17 protein-coding genes are annotated in these 17914 nt (G+C 72.6%); 7 read left to right on the top strand and 10 right to left on the bottom strand.

Features of this window, described 5'->3' with window-relative positions:
* Positions 1 to 73: 73 nt before the first annotated feature.
* The gene (locus RM479_RS14380) at positions 74 to 988 is read left to right on the top strand and encodes an EamA family transporter (protein ID WP_311512241.1); all 915 of its coding nucleotides are present in this window, start codon (positions 74 to 76) and stop codon (positions 986 to 988) included.
* A gap of 68 nt (positions 989 to 1056) precedes the next feature.
* Here the strand turns inward: RM479_RS14380 and RM479_RS14385 are convergent, their stop codons facing one another.
* The gene (locus RM479_RS14385) at positions 1057 to 1428 is read right to left on the bottom strand and encodes a DUF427 domain-containing protein (RefSeq protein WP_311512242.1); all 372 of its coding nucleotides are present in this window, start codon (positions 1426 to 1428) and stop codon (positions 1057 to 1059) included.
* A 144-nt stretch (positions 1429 to 1572) separates the two neighbouring features.
* On the opposite strand from RM479_RS14385, the gene RM479_RS14390 reads away from it, so the two are divergent.
* Complete coding sequence (locus RM479_RS14390) at positions 1573 to 2829, top strand: FAD-dependent oxidoreductase (protein ID WP_311512243.1); 1257 nt, start codon at positions 1573 to 1575, stop codon at positions 2827 to 2829.
* Positions 2830 to 2854: 25 nt separating this feature from the next.
* On the opposite strand, the gene RM479_RS14395 is transcribed toward RM479_RS14390, so the two are convergent.
* A complete protein-coding gene (locus RM479_RS14395) occupies positions 2855 to 4147 on the bottom strand; it encodes a class I SAM-dependent RNA methyltransferase (RefSeq protein WP_311512244.1) in 1293 nt (430 codons plus the stop codon).
* Positions 4148 to 4514: 367 nt separating this feature from the next.
* On the opposite strand from RM479_RS14395, the gene RM479_RS14400 reads away from it, so the two are divergent.
* Entirely contained in the window at positions 4515 to 5189 is a 675-nt protein-coding gene (locus RM479_RS14400; protein ID WP_274811628.1) for a potassium channel family protein, read from the top strand.
* A gap of 2 nt (positions 5190 to 5191) precedes the next feature.
* Positions 5192 to 5875, top strand: coding sequence for a potassium channel family protein (locus RM479_RS14405; protein WP_311512245.1), 684 nt, complete (start codon positions 5192 to 5194; stop codon positions 5873 to 5875).
* A 47-nt stretch (positions 5876 to 5922) separates the two neighbouring features.
* Here the strand turns inward: RM479_RS14405 and RM479_RS14410 are convergent, their stop codons facing one another.
* Positions 5923 to 6675, bottom strand: a complete 753-nt coding sequence (locus tag RM479_RS14410; protein WP_311512246.1) for a DUF3159 domain-containing protein — start codon at positions 6673 to 6675, stop codon at positions 5923 to 5925.
* A gap of 415 nt (positions 6676 to 7090) precedes the next feature.
* Here RM479_RS14410 and RM479_RS14415 point away from each other — a divergent pair, with 415 nt between their 5' ends.
* Entirely contained in the window at positions 7091 to 8194 is a 1104-nt protein-coding gene (locus RM479_RS14415) for a serpin family protein (RefSeq protein ID WP_311512247.1), read from the top strand.
* Between the two features lie 27 nt (positions 8195 to 8221).
* The gene (locus RM479_RS14420) at positions 8222 to 9397 is read left to right on the top strand and encodes a serpin family protein (protein WP_311512248.1); all 1176 of its coding nucleotides are present in this window, start codon (positions 8222 to 8224) and stop codon (positions 9395 to 9397) included.
* Positions 9398 to 9474: 77 nt separating this feature from the next.
* Here the strand turns inward: RM479_RS14420 and RM479_RS14425 are convergent, their stop codons facing one another.
* From RM479_RS14425 to valS, 4 genes are all read right to left on the bottom strand, one after another.
* Positions 9475 to 10206 (bottom strand): PIG-L deacetylase family protein, encoded by a 732-nt coding sequence (locus RM479_RS14425; RefSeq protein ID WP_397222175.1) that lies wholly within the window; start codon positions 10204 to 10206, stop codon positions 9475 to 9477.
* A 147-nt stretch (positions 10207 to 10353) separates the two neighbouring features.
* Entirely contained in the window at positions 10354 to 11211 is an 858-nt protein-coding gene (locus RM479_RS14430) for a DUF3710 domain-containing protein (RefSeq protein ID WP_311512250.1), read from the bottom strand.
* A gap of 57 nt (positions 11212 to 11268) precedes the next feature.
* The gene (gene dut / locus RM479_RS14435; protein ID WP_311512251.1) at positions 11269 to 11745 is read right to left on the bottom strand and encodes a dUTP diphosphatase; all 477 of its coding nucleotides are present in this window, start codon (positions 11743 to 11745) and stop codon (positions 11269 to 11271) included.
* Between the two features lie 91 nt (positions 11746 to 11836).
* The gene (valS, locus tag RM479_RS14440) at positions 11837 to 14422 is read right to left on the bottom strand and encodes a valine--tRNA ligase (protein WP_311512252.1); all 2586 of its coding nucleotides are present in this window, start codon (positions 14420 to 14422) and stop codon (positions 11837 to 11839) included.
* A 205-nt stretch (positions 14423 to 14627) separates the two neighbouring features.
* Between valS and RM479_RS14445 the strand changes: the two genes are divergently transcribed.
* A complete protein-coding gene (locus RM479_RS14445; protein WP_274811637.1) occupies positions 14628 to 14906 on the top strand; it encodes a DUF4235 domain-containing protein in 279 nt (92 codons plus the stop codon).
* Positions 14907 to 15104: 198 nt separating this feature from the next.
* On the opposite strand, the gene RM479_RS14450 is transcribed toward RM479_RS14445, so the two are convergent.
* From RM479_RS14450 to RM479_RS14460, 3 genes are all read right to left on the bottom strand, one after another.
* Entirely contained in the window at positions 15105 to 15401 is a 297-nt protein-coding gene (locus tag RM479_RS14450) for a DUF4193 domain-containing protein (protein ID WP_274811661.1), read from the bottom strand.
* A 506-nt stretch (positions 15402 to 15907) separates the two neighbouring features.
* Positions 15908 to 17158, bottom strand: coding sequence for a sensor histidine kinase (locus tag RM479_RS14455; RefSeq protein ID WP_311512253.1), 1251 nt, complete (start codon positions 17156 to 17158; stop codon positions 15908 to 15910).
* Positions 17155 to 17808, bottom strand: a complete 654-nt coding sequence (locus RM479_RS14460) for a response regulator transcription factor (protein ID WP_311512254.1) — start codon at positions 17806 to 17808, stop codon at positions 17155 to 17157. The genes RM479_RS14455 and RM479_RS14460 overlap by 4 nt, the downstream gene beginning before the upstream one ends.
* Positions 17809 to 17914: the final 106 nt, after the last annotated feature.

Here is a 17914-nt window from a genome sequence, read left to right on the forward strand (position 1 = left end):
CGCAGCGCGGTCGACCATCGTCGTGCGCCCGCACCGGACGTCCCCACCGCCCGATGACGGAGAGAACACGACCGTGTCGCACGACCTTTCTTCGACGACCCCCGCCCCGACCCTGCTCCGGGGCCCCCTGCCGATCCTCGCCGCGGCCGTCCTGTGGGGCACCACCGGCACCGCCGCCTCCCTGGGCCCCGCCCAGGCCCCCGCCGCGGCGGTGGGCGCCACCGGACTCGTCCTGGGCGGGTTCCTGCTGTTCCTGACCGGCCGGGGCTCCTGGTCGCTCATCACCCGGAGCGACCGGGCCACCCGGCGCTTGCTCGCCGCGGGCGCCGTGGCCGTGGCCGGGTATCCGCTGACCTTCTATCCGGCCGTGGCCGAGGCCGGGGTGGCCGTCGCCACCGTGATCACCCTGGGCTCCTCGCCGGTCTTCTCCGGGCTGTTGGCCTGGTGGGCGGACCGCAGGCGGCCCGACGTCCGCTGGGCCGTGGCGACCGCGGCGGCGGTGATCGGCTGCGCGGTACTGGTCCTGGGGTCGGAGGGCGGTGCCGACCCGGTGCGCCCGCTCGGTGTGCTGGCCGCGTTGACCGCGGGGTTCTCCTACTCCGCCTACGCGCTCATCGCCGAACGCCTCATCCGGGGCGGACACGGGTCCTCCCCGGTGATGGGCGCCCTGTTCCTGGGCGGCGGCCTGGTGGCCCTGCCGATCGTCCTCGCCCTGGGCACGGGCTGGTTGGCCACCGCGAGCGGGGCGGCGGTCGCCCTGTACCTGGCGGTGTTCACCGTGTTCTGCGCCTACCGGCTGTTCGGTCGGGGGCTGCGGCACACCCCGGCGGTGGTGGCCACCACGCTGACCCTCGCCGAACCGGCGGTCGCCGCGCTGCTGGGCGTGCTGGTGCTGCACGAGCGCCTGGCGACGGTGTCGTGGATCGGACTGGGCGTGCTCGTGGTGGGCCTGGCCGTGCTGCGCACGCCGTCGCCGCGCCGGCGCTGACCCCTCGCGGGCCGCACACGCGAACGGCGGGGCGCGCCGAGGTGCGCCCCGCCGTTCGCGTGTGCGGCTCACTCCCGCGCGGTGACCTGGACCTTGTCGGGGTAGAAGGCCGCGTACCCGGCGATCTCGGCGACCGCGGGGTAGGGCTCCTCGTAGACCCACAGGGCGTCGACCAGCTCGGTGCCGTCGACCGTGACCGTGCGGTAGGTGGCGGTCCCCTTGTAGGGACAGTAGGTGGTGGTCGGGCTCGACCGCAGGACCTCGGGGTCCACGTCGGCGAGCGGAAGGTAGTGGACCGGCGGGTAGGAGGCCTCCCGCAGGGTCAACGCCGCCGTGGTGTCGGCGATGACGCGGTCGCCGACCCGTGCGACCACGCGCGTGTCGGCGGGTCGGACGGTGATGGGGTGAGCGGTCCCGGGGGTCCTGCCCTGTTCTGCCATGGTGATCCTCCCTCTCGCCGCCGAGACTACCCCGCGCGGGCCGAGCGCGCGGTGACCGCTCCGACGCCGACCGGCGGCGCCCTTCTCACGGCTCGCCGGGGCGATGACGCGCCGGGAGGCCGGGCCCGATCTAGGCTGTTGCGCATGAGCGACCTGCCCGAACGCTGTGACGTCGTGATCGTGGGAGCAGGGGTGGCCGGGCTGGTGGCCGCGGCCGACCTGGCGGCATGGGGCCTCGACGTGACCGTGCTGGAAGCCGAGGAGAGCGTGGGGGGACGCGTCCGCAGCACCGTGCGGGACGGTCATGTGCTCGACCGGGGCTTCCAGGTGCTCAACACCGCCTACCCGGCGGTCCGCCGTCGCCTGGACCTGGACGCCCTGCGCCTGCACGCCTTCCCCAAGGGGATCGCCGTGCGCACCGACCGCGGACTCCTGCGGCTGGAGGCGTCGCCCTCCGGTGCCCTGTCGGCCCTGTCCCTGCTCTCGGGCTCCGTCGTGCGGCCCTCGGACCTCGTGCGCCTGCTGCGCATGGTGGGCGCCGACGCGCTGGAGCCGTCGGAGCGGATCAAGAGGCGTCCCGAGACCGACACCCTGACGGCGCTGCGCCGGAGCGGCCTGGGCGTACGGGCCGTGAACACCCTGGTGCGCCCCTTCCTGACCGGTGTCTTCCTCGACGCGTCCCTGAGCACGTCCAGCCGGGTCAACGACCTGGTGTGGCGCAGTTTCGCCCGTGGCCGGCTGGCCGTGCCCGAAGCGGGCGTCCAGGCCGTGACCGAACAGCTCGCGGCACGGACCGGCGGCACACGGATCATCCTGGGAACGCCCGTGCGCGAAGTCACCCTCGGGCGGGTGCGGACCGACGCCGGATCCGTCAGGGCCCGGGCGGTCGTGGTCGCGGTCGGGCCGGGCGCGGTCACCCGACTGCTGCCCTCGCTCCCCGCGCCGACCCTCCGTCCCGCCACCACCTACTTCCACTCCCGGCCCGCGCGGCGGCACGAGGACCCGCTGCTGCACGTGGACGGGCGTTCCGAGCGGCGCGGGACCCGGCTGAGCGGCGTCATGGTGATGACGGCCACCGTTCCGTCCTACGCGCCTCCCGGACGGGCCCTGATCGCCTCCTCCACCGTCGGCCCCGAACAGCCCTCCGAGGCGGAGGTCCGCGCCGAGGCGGCCCGGATCCTGGGAACGGACGACGGCGACTGGGAACATGTGGACACGGTGCACGTACCGGACGCCCTGCCCGCGGCGCCGCCGCCGATGGGCGATCTGCGCCGCCCCGTCCGACTGGAGAAGGGCCTGTACGTGGCCGGGGACCACCGTGACACGCCCTCGCTCCAGGGGGCGATGGTCAGCGGGGAACGGGCCGCCGCCGCGGTGCTGGCCGATCTGGCCACGCGGTGACACCGGACCGTGCGCCGAACACGCCCTAGTCCTGCGCTTCGCGGTGGCGACGGGCCGGGTTGACCGGCTCCAGCACCGCGAGACACTCCACGTGGTGGGTCATCGGGAAGGCGTCGAAGGCGCGTAGGCCCGTCAGCCGGTACCCGACACGCTCGAACTCGGCCAGGTCGCGGGCGAGCGTGGCCGGGTCGCACGACACGTAGGCCACCGCGCGCGGGCGGGTCCCGGCGATCGACCGGACCACCTCGGCGCCGGCGCCGGCCCGGGGCGGGTCCAGGGCGACGACGTCGGCCCGCACGTCGGCCCACTCGCGCAGCTGGGCGTCCACGTCGTTCCGTTCGATCCGCACCTGCTCCAGATCGCGCAGGTTGTACCGGGCGTCGCGCACCGCGTCGGTGCCGTTCTCCACGCCCATGGCGCGCCCCTCCGGGCCGACCGCCTCGGCCAGCGCGGCGGTGAACAGGCCGGCGCCGCAGTACAGGTCCATCGCGGTCTCACCGGGTTTGGGGACGAGCGCGCCCAGCACCGCCGCGGTGAGCACCCGGGCGGCGGCCGGGTGCACCTGCCAGAACCCGCCCGCGCCCACCCGGAACTCGCGGCCGTCGACGATCTCGCGGACCCCGCGCCGGCCGCGCACCTGCTGGATGCGACCGCCCTTGAAGCGGCGCAGCACCGCGCTGGAGGCCTTCAGCTCGGGCAGGGTGCCCAGCTTGGCCCCGGTCGGGGTGACCACGATCGCCCGGTCGGCCCGTTCGGCCGCGGCCACCGCCTCGACCTCGCGCACGCCCGGCCAGGGCAGTTCGGTGACGCCCAGTTCGCTGACGCCGGGGTGGGCGATGAGGCAGCGGTCGACGGGTTCGATGTCGTGGGAGCGGTGGCGGCGCAGCCCCGGGTTCCCGTCCGCGTCCACCGCGAACCGCACCCGGGTGCGCCAGCCCAGCCCACCGGGTGCGTCGGGCAGTTCCTCGACGACGACCTCGCGCTCGATCCCGGCGATGCGGCGCAGCTGGTCCGTGACCACCTTCGCCTTGAGCCCGCGCTGGGCCTCGGGGGTGACGTGCTGCCAGTCGCAGCCGCCGCAGGCGCCGGGGCCGGCGAACCGGCAGGGCGCCTGGACGCGGTCGGGGGAGGCGGTGAGGATCTCGATCGCGTCGGCGCGCAACAGGTTGCTGGTGCGCTCGGTGACCCGGACCCGTACGTGCTCCCCGGGCAGGGCGTGGCGGACGAACACCACCTGTCCCTGGTGGCGGCCCACGCACCAGCCGCCGTGTGCGACGTCCTCGACGGTCAGTTCGAACTCGTTCCCGACACTGGTCATGACGGTGCTCCTCAGGGATCGCGGATGTGCTGCGGCGGCGTCCACGGGGCGTCGCCCGTCGCGGGAGGATCCGGATCACCGACGGGGACGTTACGGGACGTCCCGGGTGCGCGGTCGGGGTGCGCACCGGTGGCGCACGTCCCGCGGGTGACCTGCACGCACGGTCACCGACCGCCCTAATCTACCGTCCTCCGGGGCGGGACCCGCCACGCTCGGCGATCGGAGGCCCCAGGGCCGGCTCCGGCGCGGACGCCCGGTGTCGGCCCGAACGCACGGGAACGGGACCGATGTGCCAAGGTGTCACTGAGGGGGCACGGGACGACGTCCCGCGCCCGGGAGGCGCTGTTTCGACGGGAGTGCGGGCGAGGTGCACATCGTGATCATGGGGTGCGGCCGCGTGGGGTCCACGCTGGCGCACACACTGGTGGATCTGGGACACACGGTGGCGGTGATCGACCAGGACCCCGAGGCGTTCCGCCGGCTGCGCGGGGACACCGCCAAACACGCGGTCCGAGGGCTCGGACACGACCGGGAGGTGCTGCTCAGTGCGGGGATCGACCGGGCGGGGGCGTTCGCCGCGGTGAGCAACGGCGACAATTCCAACATCATCGCGGCCCGGGTGGCGCGCGAGACGTTCGGCGTGGAGCACGTGGTCGCGCGGATATACGATCCCCGGCGGGCGGAGGTCTACCAGCGGTTGGGCATCCCCACCGTGGCGACCGTGCGCTGGACCGCCGACGCGATCCTGCGCCGGATGGTGCCCGGGGACGAGCGGCTCACCGCCGGCCCCGAATGGCAGGACGCCTCCGGGACGCTGGCGATGACCGAGGTCACCCTGCCCGAGGGGTGGGCCGGGCGGAGCGTGGCGTCGGTGGAGGAGGGCGCGCCGTTGCGCGTGGTCTACCTGAGCCGGCGGGGACGGATCGTGCTGGCCGGCACGGAGGTGGTCCTGGAGGAGGGCGACGTGCTGCACGTGGTGGCCGACAGCCGGGACCTGGACGGGCTGCCCGGAAGGCTGAACGAGGACGGGACGGAGGCGTAGGGATGCGGATCGCCATCGCGGGGGCGGGGAGCGTGGGCCGTTCCATCGCCACGGAACTGGCGGGCAACGGTCACGACGTGCTGCTCATCGACCGGGACACCCGGGCGATCGGCGTGGACGACCTGCCCGAGGTGGAGTGGCTGTTGGCGGACGCCTGCGAGCTGTCCACGTTGGAGGACGCCCGATTGGGCGACTTCGACGTGGTGATCGCCGCCAGCAGCGACGACAAGGTGAACCTGGTCGTGTCGTTGCTGGCCAAGACCGAGTTCGGGGTGGGGCGGGTGATCGCCCGGATCAACGACCCCGCCAACGAGTGGTTGTTCAACGACTCCTGGGGCGTGGACCTGGCGGTGTCGCCGCCCCGGCTCATCGCCGATCTGGTCGAGGACGAGCCGGAGGAGGAACCCTTCGACGAGGGGACCCTGCCGCCGTTGCCCGGGGCGGAGATCGCCGAGTCGGTGCTGCGCGCCGACAGCCCCTTCGCGGGCGGACCCGAGAGCGGGCTGATCGCCGCCCTCCCGGAGGGGGTGGCGCTGGTGGCCGTCGTGGGCCCCGGCGGTGTGCGGGCGCCCGAGCCCGAACGGGTCCTGTCGGTGGGCAACACCGTGGTGTTCCTGGCCGAGCCCGACTCCCTGGGCCCCTTGGAGGCACTCCTGGGGCCGGTGGAGGGGAACCCGGAGGCATGAGGAAGGGGTGCGCCCGTACGGGCGCACCCCGCGGTCCGGAGGGCGGATCAGTCCTGCGCGGCGGCGGGGCTCCCCTGCCCCTGCCCCTGCTCCAACGGAGTGCGTCCGCGCGCCAGCACCCACACCATTGCCGCGAACGCCGCCACCTGCAACGGCCAGCCCATGGCGATCTTGGAGAGGCCGAGCAGCGCGAACGTGTCGGCCCACCCGTAGGTGTCGGCCGCCCACAGGGGGTACTGCACCAGCACCCGGATCACGCAGGGCAGGACCAGCAGCCAGGTCAGCTTGGACGCCAGCGTGACCACGGCCGGGTTCTCCCGCCAGGAGGAGAAGTCCTCCTTGTTCCCGATGAACGGGCCGATCATCAGGCCGATCGCGGGCCAGCGCACCAGCACCGACAGGCTCAGCACCACGGCGTAGACGGCGTTGTAGATGATGCCGGGCAGGAAGGCGTCGGCGGCGTTGCCGCTGCGCATCGCGAAGATCGCGGCGATGCCGATCCCGAACAGGCTGGTGACCACGTACTGCACCGAGGAGCGCTGGACCAGTCGGAGCACGCCGAGCAGCACCGCGGCGGCCACGCCCAGACCGATCGACAGGCGCAACTCGGAGGAGACGATGTAGGAGATCGTGAAGGTCAGGGTGGGGATCGCGGCCTCGACCATGCCCCGTTTGCCGCCCAACGCCTTGGCGAGCTGGGAGCGGACCAGCGCCTCGACGGTGTCCTCGGTCACCACGGGGGGCTTGGACTCCTCGGGTTCCCGGCCGGTCCCCTCCTCGGCACGCTGCTGCTCAGTCATCTGCTCCCGGTCCGCTTCACGTCGTCGATGCCGCCCCGGGCGGGGGGCACGGTCATGGTGCCCCAGCCTACGCGAACCGGCGCCGCCGTTCCGGCCCCGTCCAGGGCGGTTATGGGAGGTCTCGCCCGGGTCCGTCACGACCCGTCCGTGCGACTTCTCACCCGATCCTCTTCGGAAGGGCCCGTTCTCCGGAGGCAGGCGGGCTCGACCACGTGGACGATCCCGACGTTCGGGACCGTCCCACGGGGTGGTGTCGGGCCCTCCGTCCTCCACGACGGGGAGGAGGTCGGCGTCCTGCCGCCGGCCGGGTGCGGTCACCGCCTCCCTCGGCGCCGGTGACCGGCGGGGCGACCCTGGCCAGGGGGGTCGGCACTCCGTACGCTGGCCCCGGAGAGCCGCCGATCCGAGGAGTCCGATGTCGACCATCCCCCGTCTCCGGAGGGACCACCTGGAGTTCGCCGCCCCGGTGGACCGGGAACTGATCCACCCCGGCGCCTCCCACGTGTGGTCCCCCCACTCCGTCGGCACCGTGCTGGCCCTGCTGGCCTCCGGGTCCTCACACCGGACCCTGGCGGAGATCGTCTCCCTGATCGGTCGTGACTTCGCGGGGCAGCTGGCCGACCTGGACGCGTCGGTGGGCCCCACCGACGGGTTGGACCTGGCCGTCCTCAACGGCCTGTACACACCCGCCGACCTGCCACTGCGCAGGACGTTCGTGGAGCACGTGCGCGCCCGGGGCGGAACCGAGGTGGCCAACGTCGACTTCAGGGGCGACTCCGAGGGGGTGCGGCGGTACATCAACGGCCGGGTCGCGCAGGTCACCCACGGGCTCATCGACCAGTTGCTGCCGCCCGGGCTGCCACCGCCCGACGTCCGACTGCTGCTGGTCAACGCCCTGTGGGTGAGGGTGGCGTGGCAGGAACCGTTCAAGCTCTCCCAGACCGGGCCCCGGCCGTTCCGGGCACCGGGCGGGACCAGACCCGTGCCCACCATGCACCGCACCGCCAAACTGCCGCTGGCCCGTGCCCACGGCTGGAGCATGGTCACCCTCACCGGCCGGCACGGCCTGTACCTGGACATCCTGCTGCCGGACGTCGCCTCCCCCACCCCTCCGCCGCTCGCCCCCGGTCTCCTGGCCGCCCTCCACCGGGGGGCGTCCCCGACGATGACCAGGCTGGCCCTGCCCCGGTTCACGGTGCGCACCAGCGTCTCCCTGCTGGGGCCGTTGGCCCGCCTGGGCCTGAAGGAGATGGTCACCGACCGGGCCCGGTTCGACGCCATCAGCGCGGAGCCGCTGAAGGTGAGCGAGATCCTGCACCAGGCCGTGCTGAGCGTGGACGAGAAGGGTGCCGAGGGGGCGGCGGCCACCGGTGTGATGATGCTGCGCGGGTCGGTCCTGCCGTCCCGGTCGGTGGAGTTCACCGTCGACCGGCCGTTCGTCCTCGCCCTGCGCCGCGCCTCCTCCCTCCTCTTCCTGGGCCGGGTGACCGACCCTGTCGACCCCGGTCCCGCCTCCTGACACCTCCCCGCTACCGGAAGGCCCGCCATGACACCGGACATCGACCCGGACCACCTGCACTTCGCCCTCTCCCTGGAACACGCCCTGGCCGAGACGGGCGTCTCGCACGTGTGGTCGCCGCACTCGGCGGGGACCGCGCTGACCCTGCTCGCCGAGGGATCCTCCGGGAAGGTGCGCGAGGCCCTCGCCCGCGCCCTGACCGCGCGGGGAGGTTCCCTGGCCGGACACGTCGCCGCCCTGGACGCGACGGTGGGGGCGGGCCCGGACGCCTTGGACGAAGGCGCGCGGACCCCCGACGACGACCCGGACGGCCCGCCCTCCCTGGACCTGGTCTCGGTGAACGACCTGTACGTCCGTCAGGGCGGCGCGGTCCTGCCGGGATTCGCCTCGGCGCTGGCCGCGCGCCCCGGGTCGGCGGTGCGTTCCGCGGACTTCGCCGCCGCCCCGGAGAGGGCGCGCGCGGACATCAACACCGCCGTCGCCGACGTCACCCGGGGAATGATCACCGACCTGATCCCGCGGGGGACCATCACCTCCGAGACCGAGTCCATCCTCGTCAACGCCCTGTGGGTGCGGTTGATGTGGCTCGAACCCTTCGAGGCGGCGGCCACCCGGGAACGGGTCTTCCACACGCCCGACGGCGACCGGTCGGTGCCGACCATGTGGCGTTCCGGCCACGCGCGGGTGGCCGAGGCCGACGGGCTGCGTCTGCTCACCCTGTCCGGCCGTCACGGACTCGACCTGGACATCGTCCTGTCGGAGGAGGGCGGCACGGAACCGCCGGCCCTGACCCTCGAATCGCACCGGACACTGCGGGAGGCGGCCCGCTCGGAGACGGTGAACGTGGCCCTGCCCCGGTTCCGGGTGGAGAGCGGTTTCGAGCTGCTGGAGGCCCTGCCCGATCTGGCGGCCGTGGCGGGGCGCCCCACCCGCGATCTGTCCGGCATCACCGGCGACCCGCTCCGGCTGGACGCGATCGTGCACCGGGCGGTGCTGAGCGTGGACGAGATCGGCGCGGAGGGCGCCGCGGCGACGGCGGTGTTCGCCGTGGCGGCGGCCATGCCGCTCGCGCCGCCCGTGGAGTTCGTCGTGGACCGGCCGTTCGCGTTCGTGCTGCGACGCGGCGCCTCCGTGCTCTTCCTGGGGCGGATCACCGACCCCGAGGACCCGGGGCCCGCGGGGTCCTCGGATCGCGGTCGGTGAGGGCGTGCGGGTGGCCCGCGCCGACCCTCCCGGTCCACGCGGGCCACCCCTGTCCCCGATCTCCGCGGTCAGTACGTCTACACCTCGAACACCTCGAACCCGGTGGCCAACGGCACCCCCGCCCACTCCCCCGCCATCTCGGCCATCCGGGGCAGGAAGGACTTCTGGTCGAACCCGTCCAGGTGGGCCAGGTAGACGGCGTGGGCGTCCAGGGAGGCCACCCCGTCGGCCAGGTCCTGCCCGCTCAACTCCACGTAGTGGCCGGCCTTCGGTGAGGAGCCGAACGCGACGAAGCGCACCTCCGACCAGGGCTCCAGCCCGTCGGTGAGCTGTTCGGGGAAGACCCACCGGTTGGCGGCGTCGCGGACCGCGTCGAGCAGGGCGGGGCCGAGCACCCGGTGATCGGCGTGGTTGAAGGCGCTCCCCCCGGAGAAGTGCTCCCGGAAGTTGATGGAGACGATCACCTCGGGCCGATGCCTGCGGATCGCCTCGGCCAGGGCGCGGCGCAACGGCAACCCGTACTCCAGGGTCCCGTCGGGGAAGTCGAGGAACTCCACCCCGACCGCGCCCACGGCCGCGGCCGAGGCGCGCTGTTCGGCCATGCGCAGCGGAGCGCACTCCTCCGGGGCGATGGTGTCGATGCCCGCCTCTCCCCGGGTGACCAGGAGTTCGGTGACCTCCTTGCCCTGGCGGGCCCAGCGGGCGATCGCGGAGGAGCTGCCGAACTCCAGATCGTCGGGGTGGGCGACCACGGCCAGGGCTCGGGTCCAATCCTCCGGCAGCAGGGCGGGGGCGCTGTCGTTCGTCATGGTTCCCACCCTACGGAAGGGGCCGGGCCGCGGCGGGGAGGCGCTTCGGGCCGGAACCGGCCACCCGCGCGCGGGAACGCGGACCCCGTGCACGGGAACGCCCCGGAGCGGTCGCTCCGGGGCGGTTCCACGACGGTCCCGCGCCCCTCAGGACGCGGAGGAGCCGTTCGGCGAGGCCCCACCGGGGCCGCGGGGCGCCGCGCCGTTGGGCGAGGTGCCGGTGCCGCCCTGCTGCGCGGCGGTGCGGCGGGCCTCGGCCTGCTGGGCGGCGCGGGCCTGGGCGGCCTTGGCCATCTGCTCCTGGATCTGCTTGGGCACGGTGATCTGGAGCAGTTCACCGGGCGGGCTGGGCTGGTCGCCGCGCACGACGATGATGTCGGAGAAGAGCTTCTCCACCTCGGCCATCATCTCCGGCTTGGCGGCGCCCTCACCCCGGATCACGCCGCGCAGCACCCAGCGCGGGCCGTCCACGCCGATGAACCGCACCCGCTGGGCGAGCTGCTTGCCGTCCTCGGTGGTACGGCCGGGCACCGGGACGAGCGCCTTGAGTTCGGTCCCGAAGGTGCCCTCGTGCTCCTCGGCCTTGCCGCCCTGCTTGACGACCTGCTCGCGCAGTTCCTCGCGCATCTCGTCCCACATGCCCGACGACTTGGGAGCGGCGAAGGGCTGCACCTGGAGGGCGCTCTTGCCGCGCACCAGGGTCACGCCGATGATCTTCTGCTTGCCCTGGCCGTCCTGGGCGACGTTGACCTGGACCTCGGTGCCCTGTTCCATCGGCACGCGCATACCGCCCAGGTCCATGCGCTTCATCTCGGGCGCGTCCTCGCCGGCGTCCCACGGCCCGGTCGCCCGGTGGCGGTCGGCCTCCTTGACGGGTTCCGCGCCCCGTTCCCCCGGCTCGACCTCGTTGCCGAAGGAGACGGCGCCCGCCACCCCCTCGCGGGGAGCCCGCGTCTCGGTTCTGTCGGTCTCTTCGTTCCGCTTCTTGCGGCGGCGTCCAAACACGCCCTCACCTCTTTGCTCTCCATTGGCCCCGGGATCGCACCGGGTGCGGGAATGTCGTCACCGCGATGCGGTGTGGCCCCCGGTCGAACCGAAACCGCCCGCTCCGCGCACCGACTCGGGCAGGGCGTCCGCCTCGACGAACACGGCCCGTTCCACACGCTGGATCACCAGTTGCGCGATCCGGTCGCCCCGGGTGAGCGCCACGGGGTCCGTGGAATCGGTGTTGAGCAGGGTCACCTTGATCTCGCCCCGGTATCCGGAGTCCACCGTGCCCGGGGCGTTGACGATCGTCAGGCCGCAGCGCGCGGCGAGCCCCGAACGGGGATGCACGAAAGCCGCGTAGCCGTCGGGCAGGGCGATGGCCAGCCCGGTGGGAACGGTGGCCCGCTCACCCGGGGCGAGAACGACGTCGACGGCGGTGTACAGGTCGGCGCCCGCGTCACCGGGGTGCGCGTACTCGGGCAGGGGAAGGCCGGGGTCCAGGCGGTGGACCGTGATCGGGATCCGGCCGCTCTCCAGGGATGCACTACTCACATTCGCCGAGCCTATCGCCCCCGGGACGTTGCGCGGATACACGTGCGGCCGGGGCGGACCGTCCCGCCCCGGCCGCACGACGCCGGTGGTGCTACTCCGCGGGTTCCCCCGCGGTCTCGGGCAGGGTGACCTCGACCGTCAGCTCGGCGTCGTCGGTGGGCTGGAAGTCGATCCCGGCGGCGCGACCGGCGGCGGCGATGTCGGTGGCCGCGGCACGGGCGGCCTCCACGCGCTTACCGGTGACCCGGACGTTCTCGACCTCGGCCCGCATGGACAGCTTGGCCTCGGACTTGGCCTTGCGGACGGCCCGCAGGACCTCGGCGGTCGCGGCCAGGACGGCGGGGTCGCCGTCGGCGGCGGCCGTCCGGTACTCGGCGGCGACCGGCCACGGCCGGGCGTGGACGGAGCCCTCCTGCCACCAGCTCCAGACCTCTTCGGCGACGAACGGGACGAACGGCGCGAAGAGCTTGTGCAGGGCTCCCAGGGCGATGAGCAGCGCGGCGCGCGCGGAGGCGCCCTCGGCCGACTCGGTGTCGTAGGCGCGGGTCTTGACGAGCTCCAGGTAGTCGTCGCAGAAGTCCCAGAAGAACCGCTCGGTGCGCTCCAGGGCCCGGGTGTGGTCGTAGTCGGTGAACGCCTTGGTGGCGTCCTCGACGACCTCGGCCAGGGCGGCGAGCATCGCGCGGTCCAGGGGCTCGGTGACGTGCGCCGGGTCGGCGGCGGCGTGCTCACCCGCGACGGACATGACGAACTTGCTGGCGTTGAGGATCTTGATGGCCAGCCGGCGGCCGACCTTCATCTGACCCTCGTCCATGGCGGTGTCGGTGCCGAGGCGACCGCTGGCCGCCCAGTAGCGGACCGCGTCGGAGCTGTACTTCTCCAGCAGCGCCAGCGGTGTGACGACGTTGCCCTTGGACTTGGACATCTTCTTGCGGTCCGGGTCCAGGATCCAGCCGGAGATGCCGGTGGTGTGCCAGGGCAGCGTGTCGTTCTCGGAGTCGGCGCGCACGACCGTGGAGAACAGCCAGGTGCGGATGATGTCCTGGCCCTGGGGACGGAAGTCCATCGGGAAGACGCGGGCGAACAGGTCCGGGTCGCGTTCCCAACCGGAGGCGATCTGCGGGGACAGCGACGAGGTCGCCCAGGTGTCCATCACGTCGGGGTCGCCCATGAAGCCGTTGGCCGCCCCGCGCCGGTCCTCGGTGTACCCGTCGGGCGCCTCGGAACTGGGGTCGACGGGCAACCGGTCCTCGGTGGGCAGGATCGGCTCGTCGTAGCGCGGGTTGCCGTCGGCGTCGAGCGGATACCAGACCGGGAACGGAACGCCGAAGAAGCGCTGGCGGCTGATGAGCCAGTCGCCGTTGAGGCCCTCGACCCAGTTCTCGTAGCGGGCGCGCATGTGCTCGGGGTGCCAGGTGAGCTCGCGGCCCCGCTCGATGAGCCTGCGGCGCAGTTCCTCGTCACGGCCGCCGTTGCGGATGTACCACTGGCGGGTGGTGACGATTTCGAGGGGCTTGTCGCCCTTCTCGTAGAACTTGACCGGGTGGGTGATGGGCTTGGGGTCGCCGACCAGGTCGCCGCTCTCGCGCAGCATCTCGACGACGCGCTCGCGGGCGGTGTGGACGGTGGCCCCGACCAGTCGGTCGTAGGCCTCGCGGGCGACGCCGGACTCCAGGCCGGTCGGCGGGTCGGCGAGGACGCGCCCGTCCCAGCCGATGATGGGGCGGGTCTCCAACTGGAGCTCGCGCCACCAGGTGACGTCGGTGGTGTCGCCGAAGGTGCAGATCATGGCGATGCCGGACCCCTTCTCGGGGTCGGCGAGCCGGTGCGCCTCGACGGGGACCTCGACGCCGAAGACCGGCGTGGTGACGGTGGTGCCGAAGAGATCCTGGTACCGCTCGTCGTCGGGGTGGGCGACCAGGGCGACGCAGGCCGCGAGCAGCTCGGGGCGGGTGGTCTCGATGTGGACCGGGGTGCCGTCGGGCTTGTGGAAGGCGACCTTGTGGTAGGCGCTGGGCCGCTCGCGGTCCTCCAGCTCGGCCTGGGCGACCGCGGTGCGGAAGGTGACGTCCCACAGGGTGGGCGCCTCGGCCATGTAGGCCTCGCCGCGGGAGAGGTTGCGCAGGAAGGCGCGCTGGGCGGCAGCCCGGGAGTCGTCGTCGATGGTGGCGTAGGTGTGCCGCCAGTCGACGCTCAGGCCCAGACGGCGCCAGATCGACTCGAAGACCTTCTCGTCCTCGGCCGTCAGCCGGTCGCACAGCTCGATGAAGTTGCGCCGGGAGACGGGGACCTGGCGCTTGGGGTCGGGCTTGGCCGGAGGCGCGAAGTCCGGGTCGTAGGCGACCGAGGGGTCGCAGCGGACACCGTAGTAGTTCTGGACCCGGCGCTCGGTGGGCAGGCCGTTGTCGTCCCAGCCCATCGGGTAGAAGACCGCCTTGCCGTTCATGCGCTGGAAACGCGCGACGGTGTCGGTGTGCGTGTACGAGAACACGTGGCCGATGTGCAGCGAACCCGAGACCGTGGGCGGCGGGGTGTCGATGGAGTAGACGTCCTCGCGCTCGGCCGTACGGTCGAAGTGGTAGACGCCGGACTCATCCCATACGTCGACCCACTTCGCCTCGATACCGTCCAGCGAAGGCTTGTCGGGCATGCGGAAGGAATGAGAGCGGTTGGTCATGGGGCAATGGTAGTGCGCTCCGGAGCGTGATCGCTCCGGGTTTTCCCACACCGCGCGCCCCGTTCACCCGCGGCCGACCGTACCTCGCGGGGGCGTTCCGTGCCGGGGGGTCCCGCACGTGAAAGGATCGTCTCGGTAGACCATGGTGGGACGGGCGGTCCGCCGCCCGTGCCCGTGCACACGACAAGAACGGTGAACGATTCACATGGCTAAGAAGGACGGCGGTGACGTCACTCCGGTCCTGTTGGGCTTCGTGGCCGGATTCGCGGCCGAGTTCGTCATGCGCAAGGCGCTGACCTTCGCCTGGACCCGAGCCACCGGCGAGGAGCCGCCCACGGACCTGGAGTCCCCCGACGTGAGTCTGGGCAGTGCCCTGGGCTGGGCGGTCGTCGCCGGTGTCGGGGTCGAGGTGGCCCGGGTGCTGGCGGTGCGCACCGCCCGCAAGGGCCTGCGCCGCACCGCTCCCGAGGTCCTGGAGTCCTGACCGCCCCCGGGGATCGCCCCGCCCGGGTGCCGTCCCCCTCGAAGGAAGACGACGGTGGGCGGCCCACCGCACCGTGAGTCCCGTGCGCTGGGCCGTCCACCGTCGTTCGTGTTCCCCGTGCTCCCGTGCCCCGTCACCGGGTCCCGGGATCGTGGCGGGCGCACCTGGACGGGACGGAGTGGAAACCGCCCCGCCCGGTCAGGTGCATTCCTTGCAGACCAGCTGTCCCGCCCGCTGCTCGGCGAGCTGGCTGCGGTGGTGGACCAGGAAACAGCGCGAGCAGGTGAACTCGTCGGACTGACGCGGCAGAACACGCACGGCGAGCTCTTCACCCGACAGGTCGGCACCGGGCAGCTCCATGCCCTCCGCGACCTCGTCGGGGTCGATGTCGATCGTGCCGGTGCCCTTGTCCACGCGCCGGGCCTGGAGCTCCTGAAGGCTGTCCTCGTTGATGTCCTCGTCAGTCTTGCGCGGGCTGTCGTAGTCGGTGGCCATCTCTGCTAACTCCATCCCCCTCGTTCAATGCCTCGTCGCGCGGGTAGTAACGCTTGAGAGACCTCGGTTGTGCCCGGTTCGGCCGATGAGTTCTCCCGATGTCGGTGAACCGTGCCCCCTCCCGGGCCACCGCTCACAGGTCGGCAGCACTTTCCTCGGGACCGTGTCCGAAGGCGGCCATGGAATGTCGCCGCATTCGGGTCCGGTTTCCTTGGAGTACTACCCAACGTCGGGTGCCCCGTAGACCTGGAAAAGCCGTTTCCGCCCACCCCGGACAAAGCGCGGATCACTCCCCCACCGCGGGCGAAAACCGAAGACATGCCCACGTCAGGAGGGATTCCCTCCGTGTCCACGCCCGAGGCAGCATACCCACCCGAGCTCGGCGCACGTGACCCGGATGGGCGTGTCTTCGGACACGTATAGATACCACGAAGTGTGGCGTGACGCAGCTTGGGCCCTATGCCTCGCCCCAGGGGATATGTTCGGGCACCCGGAAAGGTCGGGATTCAGCGCCGTTCCGGCGTCTCATCCGTTGGGACGGGGAGACAGACGGTGATGACCAGACCACCGCCGGAACGCGGCCAGGCGGTGACCACGCCCTCGTGGGCGCGCACCACCGAACGGACGATGGACAGGCCCAGTCCGGCGCTGCGGCCCGAGCCCACCCGATCGCCCGACCCGCGACGGAACGGCTCGAAGAGCCCCTCGATCTCGTAGGCGGGGATGATCTTGCCGGAGTTCTCCACCTGCACGGCGGGCCGGCCCTCGTACATGCCGCTGCGGACGGTGATCTCGCCGTCGGGGACGTTGTACTTGAGGGCGTTCTCCACCAGGTTGGCGACCAGCCGCTCCAACAGGACCGGGTCGCCCACCACCGGGGCCTGCCGCAGGTCCCTGCGCAGGGCCAGCCCGGATTCGGCGACCTCGGCGGAGAGTTGGCTGAGCACCGTCCCGGCCACTTCGCCCAGGTCGACACGGGCGCGCACCTCCAGCTCGCGGTCGCTCTTGGCGAGGAAGAGCAGGCCGTCGATGAGGCGTTCGTGGCGCGCGTTGGTCTCCAGCAGGGTGCGGCCCACGGACTTCAGGTCGGACGAGACGTCGGGGGCGGTGAGCGCCACCTCCAACAGGGTGCGGTTGATCGCCAGGGGCGTGCGCAGCTCGTGGGAGGCGTTGGCGACGAACCGGCGCTGGCCGTCGAAGGCGCGGTCCAGGCGTTCCAACATGCCGTCGAAGGTGTCGGCCAGTTCGCGGATCTCGTCGTCGGGGCCGGACAGGGCGATGCGTTCGTGCAGGGAACGCTCCGACAGGCGGCGGGCGATGCGGGTGATCTTCTGCAACGGCGACAGGGCCCGGCCCGCCACCGCGTACCCCAGGGCCACCGCGAGCAGCCCCACCAGGAACAGGGCCAGCAGCGAGAACCGGGTGACGTGGGTGAGGACCTCCTCGATGAGGTGGCCGTGCGCCACCAGCTCCGCGGCGCTCTCCTCACTGAGCAGGGCGTTGAGCAGCACCGCCACGATGAGGTAGTTGACCAGGACCAGCACCGAGCCGGCGGCGAAGAACAGCATCCCGTAGATCAGGGTGAGCCGGGCTCGCAGGCTGAGGTTGTCGGCGAACCGGTGGACCCGCTCCGAGGTGGGTGACCGTTCGGCGCCCGCCCGGGCCGGATCGGCGATGCTGAGGCTGCGCCACGTCCCGGTGTCACCGGGCCGGGTGGGTTCCACCTGGCCCGGCTCCGGCCGGCCCGGGGGTCTCACAACCGGTACCCCGCACCGGGCACGGTCTGGATGACCGGCGGCGCGCCGAGCTTCTTGCGCAGGGTCATCACGGTGACGCGCACGACGTTGGTGAAGGGGTCGGCGTTCTCGTCCCAGGCCTTCTCCAACAGCCCCTCGGCGCTGACGACGGTGCCCTGGGCGCGCATGAGCACCTGGAGGACCGCGAACTCCTTGGGTGTCAGGGGGATCTCGCGCCCCTCCCGGTGGACCCGGTGGTTGGCCGGGTCCAGGGTGATGTCGTGCCTTTCCAGGACGGGGGGCAGCGGCGGGGTGGAGCGCCGGGCCAGGGCCTGCACACGGGCCACCAGCTCGGGGAAGGCGAAGGGTTTGGCGAGGTAGTCGTCGGCGCCCAGGCTCAGGCCCTCGACCTTGTCCTGGACGGCGTCGGATGCGGTGAGCATCAGGATGCGCCCGTTGTAGCTCCTCCCCACCAGGGTGCGGGCGACGTCGTCGCCGTGGACCCCCGGGAGGTCGCGGTCCAGAACGACCACGTCGTAGTCGTTGACCGCGGTGTGCTCCAGAGCGGTGTCCCCGTCATAGGCGACGTCCACGGCCATGGCCTCGCGACGCAGTCCCACCGCGATGGCGTCGGCCAGGACACGCTCGTCTTCGACCACGAGTACACGCACTTCTCGTCCTCTTCGGTACCTGGGAGAAAAGGGGCCGCTGCCGGCGCATCCCCCAACACACCGGCAGCGGCGTTCTCGGTCCCGACCGCGTCAACCGTTCTCTCAC

It is taken from the genome of Nocardiopsis lambiniae, from assembly GCF_031845465.1.
Lineage (GTDB): Bacteria > Actinomycetota > Actinomycetes > Streptosporangiales > Streptosporangiaceae > Nocardiopsis > Nocardiopsis lambiniae.